11 protein-coding genes are annotated in these 14,391 nt (G+C 37.1%); 4 read left to right on the top strand and 7 right to left on the bottom strand.

Annotated elements, in window-relative coordinates; all coding sequences use genetic code 11:
* The 7 genes from tssM to GARC_RS22800 all read right to left on the bottom strand — a co-directional run bounded on the left by tssM (position 1) and on the right by GARC_RS22800 (position 10,785).
* Entirely contained in the window at positions 1–3,438 is a 3,438-nt protein-coding gene (gene tssM, locus GARC_RS22830; protein ID WP_007624991.1) for a type VI secretion system membrane subunit TssM, read from the bottom strand.
* Positions 3,438–4,748: a type IVB secretion system protein IcmH/DotU gene (gene icmH, locus GARC_RS22825; protein ID WP_007624988.1), complete on the bottom strand. Its 1,311-nt coding sequence runs from the start codon at positions 4,746–4,748 to the stop codon at positions 3,438–3,440. Before icmH ends, tssM begins: the two co-directional genes overlap by 1 nt.
* A gap of 2 nt (positions 4,749–4,750) precedes the next feature.
* Positions 4,751–6,082 (bottom strand): type VI secretion system baseplate subunit TssK, encoded by a 1,332-nt coding sequence (tssK, locus tag GARC_RS22820; RefSeq protein ID WP_007624987.1) that lies wholly within the window; start codon positions 6,080–6,082, stop codon positions 4,751–4,753.
* Between the two features lie 35 nt (positions 6,083–6,117).
* Positions 6,118–6,588 carry a type VI secretion system lipoprotein TssJ gene (tssJ, locus tag GARC_RS22815; RefSeq protein WP_007624986.1) on the bottom strand — a complete coding sequence of 157 codons (471 nt, stop codon included), beginning with the start codon at positions 6,586–6,588 and terminating at the stop codon, positions 6,118–6,120.
* A complete protein-coding gene (tagH, locus tag GARC_RS22810) occupies positions 6,582–8,156 on the bottom strand; it encodes a type VI secretion system-associated FHA domain protein TagH (RefSeq protein ID WP_007624985.1) in 1,575 nt (524 codons plus the stop codon). The genes tssJ and tagH overlap by 7 nt, the downstream gene beginning before the upstream one ends.
* A gap of 154 nt (positions 8,157–8,310) precedes the next feature.
* A complete protein-coding gene (locus GARC_RS22805) occupies positions 8,311–8,700 on the bottom strand; it encodes a DUF4280 domain-containing protein (protein WP_007624983.1) in 390 nt (129 codons plus the stop codon).
* Positions 8,701–8,769: 69 nt separating this feature from the next.
* Positions 8,770–10,785 carry a type VI secretion system Vgr family protein gene (locus GARC_RS22800; protein ID WP_007624981.1) on the bottom strand — a complete coding sequence of 672 codons (2,016 nt, stop codon included), beginning with the start codon at positions 10,783–10,785 and terminating at the stop codon, positions 8,770–8,772.
* A 412-nt stretch (positions 10,786–11,197) separates the two neighbouring features.
* On the opposite strand from GARC_RS22800, the gene GARC_RS22795 reads away from it, so the two are divergent.
* From GARC_RS22795 to tssC, 4 genes are all read left to right on the top strand, one after another.
* On the top strand, positions 11,198–11,410 hold the full coding sequence (locus GARC_RS22795) for a hypothetical protein (RefSeq protein WP_007624980.1): 213 nt from the start codon (positions 11,198–11,200) through the stop codon (positions 11,408–11,410).
* A gap of 14 nt (positions 11,411–11,424) precedes the next feature.
* Positions 11,425–12,255, top strand: a complete 831-nt coding sequence (locus tag GARC_RS22790) for a type VI secretion system protein TssA (RefSeq protein WP_007624979.1) — start codon at positions 11,425–11,427, stop codon at positions 12,253–12,255.
* A gap of 92 nt (positions 12,256–12,347) precedes the next feature.
* Positions 12,348–12,854: a type VI secretion system contractile sheath small subunit gene (gene tssB / locus GARC_RS22785; RefSeq protein WP_007624978.1), complete on the top strand. Its 507-nt coding sequence runs from the start codon at positions 12,348–12,350 to the stop codon at positions 12,852–12,854.
* A 3-nt stretch (positions 12,855–12,857) separates the two neighbouring features.
* Complete coding sequence (gene tssC, locus GARC_RS22780; RefSeq protein WP_007624977.1) at positions 12,858–14,351, top strand: type VI secretion system contractile sheath large subunit; 1,494 nt, start codon at positions 12,858–12,860, stop codon at positions 14,349–14,351.
* Positions 14,352–14,391: the final 40 nt, after the last annotated feature.

The following is a 14,391-nucleotide window of genomic DNA, read 5'->3' as shown; positions in this document are numbered from 1 at the left end:
CTAAAATTCGTTGAGACATTTGAAGTTAGACAACTGCGATATTATCAAAGGATTAACTCTGCCGTTTCCAGTAATTTCATATATCGCTTCAAAATCATTTTTTGTAAATGTCACTTCTACCTTATTTTCATTTATCTGTTTGCGTTTAGCCTCTTCAATCAGTCTAAATAACGCAAATAAGCCGTTTTTGCTTTCAACTACTTCACTGCCATCACGACGCTGAAAAGAAAATTGACTACTTGAACCAAAGTCTTGTGGTGGCCATACAATATTAGTACTTGTAGGACGGCCAAATTGATAACTCAAATTTTGACCATGAATTGACATTTTGAACTTTGATAGTCGAGAATCTAAATAAATTGGCTTAAAGGCCAAGGTAAGTTGAGGATTATCGCCATCGTTAACAAATAAACTATCGCGTATTTTGTTTACTTGTTCAAAAAATGGCAAAACATCATTGTTAAAACCATAGGTTCTCGCAACGTTTTCGTTCCATTGATATGGATAAGAATTACTCCTGATTAAAGGTCGTATATGTTTAGAGAAAAACTGATAAATGCTACCTGATGACCCGAATAATTGAGATAAATCTCTTAGACCTGCATCTGTTTTAGATGACCGTACAAAAGGGTATTTAAATTGAATAGTATCGGTACATTTATCCAGAACACTTTGTTGCCAAAGCTTTGCAATTTTAAGTCTTTGAGTTTGGTCGCGCATTGCCTTTATATTTCGTGCCATTTGCTCTCCCCAGCGATTCAATGGTGCTGGTTGGCTATATGCAAAGGCTTGTAAAGGTTTAAGTAGATTGTCGTTTACGCTAACGTTCTCATTTCTTAAATCAAAGTTTAGCGATACTGAAATATCAGAAACTATGGTTGTCATTTTTTGCAATACAATGGTTTTTTGTTCTTCGCTTAAGAGCTCATGTAACTGACTAAACTGCGAAGTAATTAAATATTCAGGGGTGTCAGTACTACGTAAGTTGTTTAACCTGTTGGCTTTACTCATTGCTCTGTCAGCTGTTGCAGACAAATTTGCTAATTTTGAATCAGAGTTTATTTCTACTAGTGTTGTTGCTTGAGATACAGATTCAAGTAACTGAAATAGAGGCGAGTTTAGTCCGCCCGCTAGTTTCAATGCCGAATCTAATGCAGCCATATTAGAGGTTTGTTTGACAGAAACTGATTGCAATAATTCTTGCCAATTATTCACGTAGTCTCGTGCATAAGATTTTTCAAGTTTTGATGATAATGCACCTTTATTGATCACATTACCCTCACCTAAAATCCATGTTTCGGTTTCTAATTGGTTTAAATAGTCTTTAATTTCTTTACCCAACACTTGGGCAAATATCTCAGGTGTAAAAAAATTTGAAATCGTTTGTATGTCGTCTTTAGTGGTTGTTAGTAATGTACGCCAGTCTGAACCAGCTAATTGCGCCATTGACAACATACTTTCTGACTTGTTCATGTAGGCTATTTTAAATTGTTCATAATAGATATCTGAAACAGCTTGCGATTGCAAAATGCGTCTGGATCTCTCTACCAAAGAATTATCCACACTATCAAGTGACATATTATTTTTGATTAAGTTGTTGGCGTGAGCGAAAACCTGGACAAACTCTGTGTCGGTAAAAAAGGAGTGATTGTTAAGGTTTTTGTGTAACCAATACCTCAAAAAATCACGGTCTCTTCTATCTGCGTTTGCAAGCATTAAATAGGCCTTTAATGCTTGATATTTTTCACTTATATCGTCAGTGCTACTAAGCTGAAGCTCTACTTGTTTTTTAATATATGGCAAAAGGACTGAAGACAATAGTCTATTATAACTAGCCGTAAGCGCATTTTCTAATGAGTTTGACTGTGCTAAGCCCAAGCCTGAAAATTGAGATTCACTTTGTTCAACAACTGCTGCTATGTTATCGGCAAAGTCATTTAGTGCGGGGATATAACTTCTTAAGTCAGCACCACTGGAAACTGAAGTCTCGTACTCTTTACTCCACTTATCTACTGATGACTCACTTAACTCAACATAACGTGAATTGTTGCCAAAGCTAATAAAAAAGCCGATAACAATTAGTAAGGTAAACACAGCAGATGCGGCCATGGTTATGCGTTTAATCAAATTTTTTCGTTTGTCATGACCTACTAATACACCAAATTGATCAGATTCTGGGAAAATAACCTGTTGTAGTAGCTCCTTTATAAAATAGCTACGCTGGTCGTTATTCCATAGCGCTTTTGCTTTATTTTTTAATCCAAAGGCTGAAGACACTTTAGCGATAATACGGTCAATAGGCGCACCACTTTGTGTGCCGCTGGTGAAATATACACCCCTGATTATGCCTGTTGTTAAGCCATCATCAAGTTTGGCTAAATTACCCAATATATTATCAAGTGTCGGTTTTAAAGAAGAAAACTGATCACTAAAACTGTAAATAAGTGACTTACGATTAGGATCTCTTTCCAGTGAGATCCGCTGCCACTGGCGTCGAGTGACAGACTGGGTTAATTCCCTAAACTCTTGTGAAAAATGGCTTAGGATATCGCCTTCTATACTATCCTTTTTATCAAAAGTAATACCAAATGCTTGTTCTCTTTCCTTGTGTGAAAAGGTTTCATAAAACTGGCTAAAGCCCGCAAGCATGTCAGATTTAGTAATAATGATGTAGACAGGAAATCTGGTTTTAAAAAAGTCATTCACTTCTGCAATTCGTTGTTTCATTTGCATAATGTGCTGACTCATTTCATATTCATTCATTGTCATCAAGTCAGACATACTAAAACTTACCAACAAACCACTAATAGGTTTACGACGATATTTTTTAATTAAACCTAAAAAGTTATTCCATCCAGTCTGATCGGCTTTTTGATGACTATCTTGTGAGCTATACCTGCCAGCTGTGTCTAGCAAGACTGCTTCTTGGGTTATCCACCAATCGCAGTTTTTTGTCCCCCCAACACCTTGTACAGCTTGATTTCCTAGTTCATTAAAAAGTGGAAACTGTAAACCAGAATTAGACAGTAAAGTTGTTTTACCACTTCCAGGAGAACCAATTATCATGTACCAAGGAATGTCAGTAAGAGTGTTCTGGCCCCCTTTTTTGTTTTTTAGCATACTAAAGGCTTGGTCAAACTTAACCTTTAACTCTGCTGATTCAGAGTTAATAACGTCATTTAGTCCATCTTCTTCGGTGATGTCTTTAACCAAATTTTGTTGTTTTTTCATCTGTCGGTGGTATTTAACAAACTGCACAATTAGATAAATAAACAACACTATTAGGATAACGAAAATCCGAGTACTTAGAGCGGCCAACGGATAGAATTCTGCAAAAGCAAAGTAAGGCCCAGCAAATAAAATAAATAACGAAAAAAGTAAAAAGAAGACGATAGGAAAAAACCATCTGCTAGAAGTGATTGTTTTTATTTTTTCCATTATATGAGCTCATCCTTCAAAATCAGGGTCAATTCTACACGTCTGTTAATACTTCGATTGTAATCACTATCGTCGCTAACTAGTGGTTGTGTATCAGCAACCCCTCTAGTCATGGTATTGGATAATTGTTGGTTACTTTTTGTTAGCCAATTAGCAATGGCTTCCGCTCTTTTACGAGATATAACCCAATTTGAATCTGGTTTACCTGTAGAGTCGGTATGCCCCACAACCAGAACACGATCTGCATAATCTTTTATTGCATTAACTAAGATATTCACATCTGGCAGCGAATCTTCATTAATAATGCTACTACCCGACTTAAACAAACTAGTGCTAATAAATCGTATAATAAGCTGATCGTTTCTTACATCAACAGATACAATTTTGTCATCTATATAGGTTCTCAATACGCTCTTTAATGAAGTGGCAACAGTATTTATATCAATTCGGTTCGCTTGTCGATTTGCTGGTTGGGGGACTGACTGTTCCCAACCAATAGATTCTATTTTCTGATATAACGGCTCTATTTTTGCTTTCAAACTGGATAAAAATGCAATATATACAGCGATTAAAATGAATCCAAGAATTAAGAAAAATACCGGGAGTGGAAACTGCTTAACGAAACCTGTTTTGGTATCTCCCACACCTTGCCAAGCGGGAGATAAATCACGACTAATAGGGCGAATTTGTTCTATTGGTGTATACAATCTTTGACTTATTTCTAGTAGTTCGGATTCACCTTGTTTTGAAAGCCGATATTTACCACCGAATCCTGATGATAAACAGACATAACATAACTCAATCAGGTCAATATTGCGTTGTGGCTGTTCGAGTAGTTTGTTCACTATAAGAAAAAACTTTTCCCCACCGGATGTTTCTTTGTGATATTTACTCAGTAAGGTTTGATTGCTCCAAACACTGTCCGATCCCCAAGGAGTCGATAGTACTAGCTCATCGAGTAAACAACATATGAGATAACGTGCTGTAAGGCTAACTTCTTTACTTAAATTAAATTGACTAAGTTGCTGGTCAAACTTTGTAATTAAGGCTTCGATGTCTCTGCGCAGCTGTTCAATACTATTACTTGGCTCTAATGAACGAATATGGCTTGCCAAAATTATCAAGTCGCTGGCACAAGATAAAATTATATTTTCGCCATCAAATTGTGCAGAAGCATTCAAATTAACTTGATCTGGTGCACGAGCGGGCTGAGTTAACTCAGGTGATGAAGGTCGGAATGTTTGGGTGTTTGCTGACTTCCGTCGTCCTCCTGGATTCGGAATAATCATAGTCCTATCTTCGTCTTGCATTATTAATTGCTCCTGATGGCCCAAAGTTCAATTTTTAAATTTGGAAACTTGGTCCCTACATGTAATGCGATCCCACCAGACTCAGCTAGAGCAGTCCAATATTCTCCATTCTGAATTAATTCATAATAGATAAAATTGCGTTGATAAGGAATTTCTCGCGGTGCTACCGCTAGACTATTAAGCTGGATACCAGGTAATTGCACATTGACCAATTCTTTGATTTGTTCAATAGCCCCAATTTTGACTTGAGCCTGAAAATACTTACGAAGTTCTTCGGTTGATAGATCTGCGGTCACGGCAAGTATAAAGGAAGCAGAAGTAAATAATGTTTTGTCTGCAATCACGCCAACACTGATACCGTATTGTTTTTCTTGTAATGGAATATTGAGTGAGTTTTGTTCTAGGACAACACTGAATACTTGTCTCAGCTCTTCAATAAGAGACTTAAAAACCTCAGTTAGATTGTTGTGTTGGTAGATGGGTAACTCAGGCACCATCTTATCTGCTTTAATAAAAGTACTCATATCACCAATTAGGCCAATAAAGTTCTCATATAATTCATAAGGGCTGAGGCTTTCTGCTTGATCTAAATTGATTAAAATAGGTGAGTGTCGATTAAGAGTTTGCAACATCAAAAAATCTGTAACTTCAGTGGTTGTAGCTTTTCCTGCTACAGACACCCGTGACGCTAGTGCACTTATACGATGTTTAACCAGTTTGACTAACTCACTTAAAAAGCTAGAGATGTACGCACTATTCTTAATGTTGAGGCTTGGAGAAATAAAACTTTGTTTTAAACTAACGTTATTACTGGCACTCACATCTTCAATAAAGGCAATTGGTATGCAACTAAACTCATTGTTGTCATCTTTGTCTGTACGTAAACAAAAACTTAGACCTGATACTTCCACTATTTGTTGTGTTGACGATATACCAGATATATCTCTCACTTCATGTTCTGCTATAGAGTATCGGCTATGAATTGCACTATCTCGGGATGTTTCAGTATTTCCATTTCGCCTAATTGGAACAGCTAAAAAGATGGTGGTATTTAATAAGTCTTCATTTATATCGATTGCCATTGGTAAAGTATCAATACTCGGGAAGTTAAAATAACTGCCATCTGGCAATATGCCTTCAGCGGCATTGATACAAAACTTACCATTTTTTAAATGAGACTTATCAATTTCGATCGATGATATTCCCCAAAAATGAGGACGGCATAAGGAACTGTTATATCTTAACTGAGATTCATGATATCTGGATTGTTGCTGAAAATGATGGGGCTGAAGCATCATCCCTTCCGACCAAATTACCTTCTTTTCCCATGCCATATACACTGATCCTTTATTTGTTTTCTATATTATTATTAGATTTCAACTACTCGTACAGATAACTTGTCAATCTTAAATTCGATTCCAGAGTTTCTCCAAAAACTGCCTTCTGGCACCGCTTTTATAGTGCGCCAAGTCACCATGTCGGTACTACGATAACCTACCACTACACCAATATATTTAGCATTTTCAGATATTTTAAGTTCAACTTCTTTTCGAGTATTAGGGTCAATTAAATATTCGTCTAAGTTGATATATTCGGTACCAAGTGCATTGTGGTTACTTTCAAAAAGTGCATCGTAGCTTGCATTTTCAAAATTGATTTTATTTGTTAATTGATATATCCGCACAATAACAGATGAAGGACGACCCTCTATGTCAGGGTTGATATCTGCAGACGCAGTTATGAAGTAATTGAAGTCTACAGTGTTTTCAGTGTTACTCGAACAGGATACGAGTAGAAAACATAAATATAAAATGCCGATTTTTGATAGATGCCTTAACATGCTTTTTCCTTTTTATTTTCGTTCTTATAACGATTAATATGTGATTGATATGAATCTGAGAAATAGGTGCCTAGTACTTCATTAAGATTCTCTTTTACACGTTTTGCCAGCAAGGGCTGTTTTTCTTTATAAATTTTCCAACATTGTGAATTCGAATTTAATCCTTTAAACATTTGAGATTTTTTATTTACTTCCTTTTCAATATCCTCAGGAGCCAATTGCCCTAAGACCCCATCTAATGTGCCTTGTAACCCCGACATAAATGCCATCTGATGTAATTGAATATCTTCCATGGCTTCATCATACGAATTCTCCACAGACATATACCCCTTTTTCTTCTTAACCAGAAGCATTTCAAGAGTATCAACAGGATCAATTGAAAACTTTATCGGGTTATTAGATTTAGGTTGAATAAGTGTCGCTGACATTCGGGATTCTTGTTTAAAGGCTGTTCTACTGGCTAAAAGTGACATTAAGCCCTGAGTAGTAGATAACAATATAGTCGCGATATCTTCAGCAAAAACTTCTTGATTGATTGTTGCTTTAAATTCTTTTGAGAGCCCTAGCTTTTCATATAAAGTTGTAAAGAAATCATCGTTAGTTGTATTTGAAATTTCTTCGTTCGTTACTTTTTTATTAATATTATCTGAAGTTTGCGGATTCGTTTGTTGAGGTTGAAGTTGAGGTTTTACTACAGGCTCTTCATCAATTATTGCTGGATTGTTCTCAGGCAATAATTCGCGAGCGCTTTGGTGTATTGCAGCTGCCGGAATATTGTTTTGTTGATGTGTCTCAATATGTTCTTCAGTTGCAACATGAGTCTCAGGTGTATTTATTTCAATAGGCGATTCAAGGTTACCAGTGGTAGATATTGAATCAAACATCTCCCAATCATCTGGTATAAGGATCTCGTCAGATTTTACATTTGTATTAATATCGTGGCTTTCAAAACTAGCACTTTGAGGTGTAGTAGGCTGCGGATTTATATTAAATGGATTGGATTGCTCATTAAAGTCTGTAAATTCATTTGCTGCTGGAGACTTAATAGGAGTAGACAAAATTTCTCCTAATCCAAGTCCACTATCTTGTTCAACATCTTTGAACAAGTCTGATGTGTCTGGTATTTTTTGAGGCGTTTGTGGTTCTTGCATCGGTTCTGGAGTTGAGTCCCCGCCCATTATTAAACTAAACAAGTCTCCATCATCGTGCTGTGTTTGAAATGGATTTGCATTTGCATCTTCGACATCGAGCTTAATATCTTCAACTTTAACAACATGTTTTCCAATGATAAGTGTATCAGTAGCCTGAAATATATGTTCATTGCCTCGGCCTAACGGTTCCCGTGCATTATTGATAATAACGCCATTACTACTTACATCGGTCAAAATGAATTGTTGATTTCTAAAGGTGATAACCAAGTGTTTTTTCGAAACGAATCGATCACTATCTATTAAAGTCCAATCACAATCTTCAGATCGCCCAATGGAACCGCCGAGATGTGAAAAACTAACGTTATCGTTTTGACCAGTTTCGCTGCCGGATACAATTTTTAGTTTCAAATATGGCATAGCTAGAAACTAATCCCCCTTGTCATTTTAAATATAAACATAAAGTCAATTCCACATTAAATATCGCACTTATTTTCTGATGATAGCAATAAAAGTTCCATTAGGTAATAAGCACTTCGGACAGAAAATAAACTTATTTTCACTAATAGTAATGCTATGGCACCATCACTTTTGTACACCCTGGATTAGTAATTGAAATTACCCCCGCAAAAGCACACATACACTTACTGGAATTATTTAAGGCCGGAAAATTTGCAATCATTACAGTAGCAGAACCTGGCGTCCATGGACCTGGTGTTACAGGTGTGCAAGGCATGGGAGTTAACACACCCAAAGCAGCCGCTGTAGCCGCAGCAACTGCTGGATTTGCAGGTGACTTACACATACCAAATGGCAGGATATTAACAAAAGGTTTGTGATCCATAATGTTAGCTGCTGGTTTACTTTCAGCGATGGTTTTATTTTGAGGGAGCACCACTAATGAGCTAGGCGCCACTCCCATAGTGCACATTAAACTGGCCCCCATGTTTACTTGTATAGCCATGTTTATCCTCCACTTTATCTGTCAGTTGAGTATGTATTTCAAGAGCTAGTCAATCTAGCCATATTTATTTTAATTGATTTTGACCATGCTACCTTTGATAGTGGCAATTCCACCGGCTTCAAAGTTACCCATAGCTCCGGCTTTAATTTTAGTATTGGCACCCGATTTAACATCGATATTCGTTTTTGCATCTAGTTTGATATCGCCTGTGGTTTCTATCGCTATTCCGGCCGAACTAATCGCAATTGTCGACTTACCGACTTTTAATGTGATGTTATCACTTGCCTCTATACAAATATTGGTGCCTTTAATATAGCTGTCATCTGTCACCTGCATTGAATGGTTGGCTTTAAATACCTCTGCCACATCCCCTGTTACTGTCAATGATAGAGATGCTTGGACCTTTTTAGCTTCTTTTCCAACCACTTCGAGATGTCTATCTTTACCAATTTTTTCAACGTGATCGGCTTTGACTTCTTCGCTTCGGTTATTCTCTACTAACTCAACTTGATCATTTTTAACTATCAAATGACGGTCATTTCCGATGGTTTCAAAACAGTCATTTTTAATATTGATATCTTGATTTTTTTCGCCATGGACAAAAATTTGTTCTTCGCCTTTTTTATCTTCCAGACGAATTTCATTAAAGCCACCGCCACCTTTACTCGAACGGGACTTAACTCCAGACATGGTTGCATTTGCAGGCAATTCGTATGGAGGCATAGTGCTGCCGTTATACACACTGCCAATTACAATAGGGTTATCTGGGTCGCCATGGATAAAATCGATTAAAACTTCTTGCCCAATACGAGGAATTTGTATCGCTCCCCAGTTTTTGCCTGCCCAAGTTTGAGATACTCTTATCCAACAGGAACTTTTTTCATCGGCTTTAGCATATCTATCCCAATGAAATAGGACTTTTATGCGACCGTATTTGTCGGTCCATATTTCTTCACCACTTTTTCCTACCACTATTGCAGTTTGCGGTCCGGTAATTTTAGGTTTAATGGCAAGACACTGAGGTCGGTAAACAACTTTTGCCGGAATAACGGTAAAAGTGGAAGTGAAAAGCTCCTCCGTTTCACCTTTAGTATTAGAGAAATATTCTTCGGATTTTAAGACGCACAAAAATTTCACTACTAAATAATTGTCATTTTGATCGTCACGGTGATGATCAATCAGTTTAAATTGACTGCCCGCATATAGAGTTCTAGCGTTACCCTCACAATATTTTTGATCGTAATGAACATTTTCTTTTTCCATTAATATTTTGGTGTAACTTTTTCCCTTCGCCTGTTCGGTGTATTTTCCTGGATAGTTAAACTTTTGTAGAGAAGATAAAGAGCCTGTTTTAGGATCGGCAGTAACTGAGCTTAGATTTTTTGAAGGGGTGGTGAAATCAAAATCTCCTAAGCTAACTCCTCCAGTGCGAATTTTTCTGTAGTTTTCCCACTTAACAATTCCCTCTACATCAACTAAATTTTCGCTTTCTTCTTTTTCATAAAATGGGATCTCGCCAACATTGGGCTGCACCGAACTGTCATCGGCCAACACCATAGAGTGTTTACCATTGGTGTGTGTGAAATAATAATAAATTCCCTCCTGTTCCATGATCCTGGACACAAAATTGAAATCACTTTCATTGTATTGAACCACGTATTCTTGGGGGGAATAGCTACCTGTTAGTTGGTCCTCATAGTCTGAAAAACCAAGATCTTCGAATACCGCTTTAATGATTTCAGGATAGGTTTTTTCCTGAAAAATCCGACAATTTTCACTCAATGTCAAAAGCCAAAACCAAGGTTTAATGACCGCGCCGAAACAGGCCGTTCTGGCGATGTTTTCTTTTTGGAAAAACTCGGTAACAATGCCGTTAAAAAAACGACTTTCGTTCTCTGTTTCTAAACGAATAGTGACATTTTCACCCAGAATATCGTCTAAGGATATTTCTTCATCATCACTGACTAGTTCAACCTCAATGGAAAAAGGTCTGCCAAGTTCTTCAATAATTTCTGCTTTGCGCAGCAATAATTTGCCATCACCTAAGGATGTTGCAATAGCTAATAAACTCTGTGTTCCTGACATGTCGTTTCCTGTAAGTTGGCGCCAATATGATGGTCTTTTTTACGCTAATTGAATACCTTGATTGTGATGAAAGTATCTCTTAATCAATAGCAATACTGAACTCTGAATATTTGCTGTGTTTTAACTCATGCATGCTTAACGTCTTAGGCTACTAAGTAAAGCTTAAATGTATATATTTTTGCGCACAGAATATGAATAACCAGAATATACAGCATAGTCAAACTATAATGTGCCTTCACGATAAAGATTGATTAATCTTACACATATTTTTGCAAAATATGTAAGTAGTAGGACAAGTGTATAATTTTTAGAGCGGGAAAATTTAAGAGCGGGAAAATTTATCTTTGCAATCATCTTCATTTGTATTAGATTTGTGTGAGAAATAATCAAGAAAGTCTAAGGAAAGTGCTAGATGGATTACGATCAAGATATTATCGCTGACATTTCGGGTGAGTCTGTGTGTGGAGTTAATCTTGACGACGATTCCGGATTTCAAAATTTTTTTTTCGAATCCCAAGGTATTGCAGAACGTTTTGATGGAAATTCAACAATTCCTGCAGAACCTCCCGAGTGGCGAACAGTAAAAAAACAAGCACTCGAGTACATGAAAAAACTCGAGACTTAAAATTAATCTGTATATTGGCCCAATCTGCTTTAAATACCGAAGGCATAGTCAAGTTTGAACAATGCTTAAACGGTTTATCCCAATTAGTAAAAACTAAATGGCAGGATGTTTATCCAGAATTAGATGAAGATGATGGAGACCCCTTAGAACGAATATCTGCACTAGGCCATTTATCAGACAAAAGTTTTGTATTAAATACTATTAGAACATTACCGCTGGCAACTTCTAAAATCCTTGGGAATGTTTCCTTACAGTTGATTGATAAAGCAGTAAATCCATCAGATGCCAATAAAGAAGACACTCCAGAAATAGAAATATCGCAAATTATAGGGATATTTAAAGAAGCTAAAGTTGAAGAAACAACTGCTTTGTTTCAAGTAATTAACCAGTGTATTGCCCACCTTAAGGAAATAAATCAAACATTCATTGAACAGGCAGGTAATGAGTACAATGTTGATTTTGATATTCTAATTGCAGAATTTAATAGTGTTTCCAACGCGTTAAAAAAGTATGGCAACCTCCAAGTTGAAGTGATAACCACTACAGACGAAAGTACTGATAGTGAGCTTTCAGATAATCAACAAATCGAGGGGGCAGCACCCTCAGGCGGCAGTACAAATTTCAATAGTGCCGAAATGAAATTGACTTCGCGTCAAGACGTTGAACGGTGTTTCGATTTAATACTCACTTATTATCAAGAATTTGAGCCATCTAGCCCAGTACCCATACTAATTAGTCGGGCAAATAAATTGGTTAATTTAGATTTTCTGGATATAGTTAAAGATATTTTCCCCGATGCATTAGCTCAGGTTAAGACACTGGGTGGAATTTCAGATTCAGATTAAAACGAAGATAAAAATTCATGTAGTAGTTCCTATTAAATAAAGCCCAGATAAGAATATTTATAAATTAATTAATAATATTAAGGAGAATTAACGTGGCTAGTGGTCAAAAATTTATCGGTCGTAACAGAGCACCGAGAGTTCAAATCGATTATGACGTAGAGCTTTATGGTGCTGAGAAAAAAGTTCAAATTCCTTTTGTTATGGGTGTTATGGCTGATTTGAGTGGTAATCCAGCAGAACCTTTAGCACCCATTTCTGAACGAAAAATTTTAGAGATTGATGTTGATAATTTCGATGACCGTCTAAAAGCGTCAAAACCCAGGGTTCAGTTATCAGTTCCAAACACATTAACTGGAGAAGGTAATCTTTCAGTGGAATTGAACTTTGAAAGTATGGATGATTTTACTCCTGCATCAATTGCAAAAAACACTGATGGTCTTAAGCAATTGCTTGAAGCTAGAAATCAACTTTCTAACCTAGTGACATACATGGATGGTAAGGAAGGTGCCGAGCAACTGATCGCCAAAGCACTGACGGATCCAACTTTATTAGCAACGCTAAGTGCTGCACCTAAACAAGAAGAAAGTGGGGAGGAATAACAAGTGGCTGAACAAGAAACAACGCAAGCAGAACAAACCGCATGGGAAGATCTCGATCAAGATAGTTTTGCATCATTGTTGCAAAAAGAGTTTAAACCAAAATCTGATCATGCAAAATCTGAAGTAGAAAAAGCGGTAAATACGCTTGCTGGTTACGCACTGCAAGATGCGAATATCATATCCGAAGACACTGTTCATTCAATCGAGGCCATTATTGCTGAGATTGATAAGAAACTGTCTGAGCAAGTCAATTTAATTTTACATCATGAAGACTATCAGCAGTTAGAAGGCTCATGGCGTGGATTACATTATTTAGTTAATAATACCGAAACTGACGAAACCCTAAAAGTACGTGTTTTTAATATTTCTAAAAAAGAACTGGGTAAAAACCTCAAAAAATTTGCGGGAACAGCTTGGGATCAAAGCCCGGTTTTCAAAAAGTTTTATGAAGAAGAATATGGACAATTTGGTGGTGAACCCTTTGGTGCCATAGTGGGTGACTATTATTTTGACAACAGTCCTGCTGACGTCAATTTACTTACCAATATGTCTAAAATATGCGCTGCATCTCATTCACCTTTCATCACTGCTGCTGCTCCAGGCTTATTACAATTAGATAGTTGGGATCAATTAAGCAACCCTCGTGATTTAACTAAAGTTTTCTCGACGCCTGATTTTGCTTCTTTCAGATCGTTACGTGAAACCGAAGATGCCAAATATATTTCCCTAACAATGCCTAGAGTATTGTCTCGATTACCTTATGGTGATAAAACTGACCCTGTTGAAGCTTTTGACTTTGAAGAAGATGTAAGTGGTCCAGACTCATCTAAATATGCTTGGACTAATGCGGCTTATTCAATGGCGGTAAATATCAATCGCTCATTTAAAGAATATGGTTGGTGCTCGCGGATCCGTGGTATTGAATCAGGCGGGGATGTGCAGGGATTGCCTGTGCATACGTTCCCAAGTGATGATGGCGGCGTGGACATGAAATGTCCTACTGAAGTGGCGATTAGTGATAGACGTGAGGCAGAACTATCTGCTTGTGGATTAATGCCACTGATACATCGTAAAAATAGTGATATGGCTGCCTTTATTGGTGCCCAATCGTTACAAAAACCGGCTGAATATGATGATCCAGATGCCACTGCAAATGCAGCATTAGCGGCTCGTCTACCCTATTTATTTGCATCATGCCGATTTGCTCATTATTTAAAATGTATTGTGCGAGATAAAGTAGGTTCATTTAAAGGTCGTGATGAAATGAACAAATGGTTGCAAGGTTGGGTTAACAATTATGTTGACGGAGATCCAACCAATTCATCCGAAGCAACAAAAGCGCGGAAACCGCTGGCAGGAGCAGAAGTAGTTGTTGATGAGGTTGAAGGAAACCCTGGTTACTATAGTGCCAAATTTTTCCTTAGACCACATTACCAGTTAGAAGGGCTAACCGCATCATTACGTTTGGTGTCTAAGTTACCTTCAGAAAAGCAGTAATTAAAATTTAAGATACTTAATAGTAAAATCAAAGGAGAGT

This window comes from Paraglaciecola arctica BSs20135, assembly GCF_000314995.1.
Taxonomy (GTDB): domain Bacteria; phylum Pseudomonadota; class Gammaproteobacteria; order Enterobacterales; family Alteromonadaceae; genus Paraglaciecola; species Paraglaciecola arctica.
Note: the sequence above shows the minus strand (reverse complement) of the source record. Positions and strands in the feature narration are given on the sequence as shown.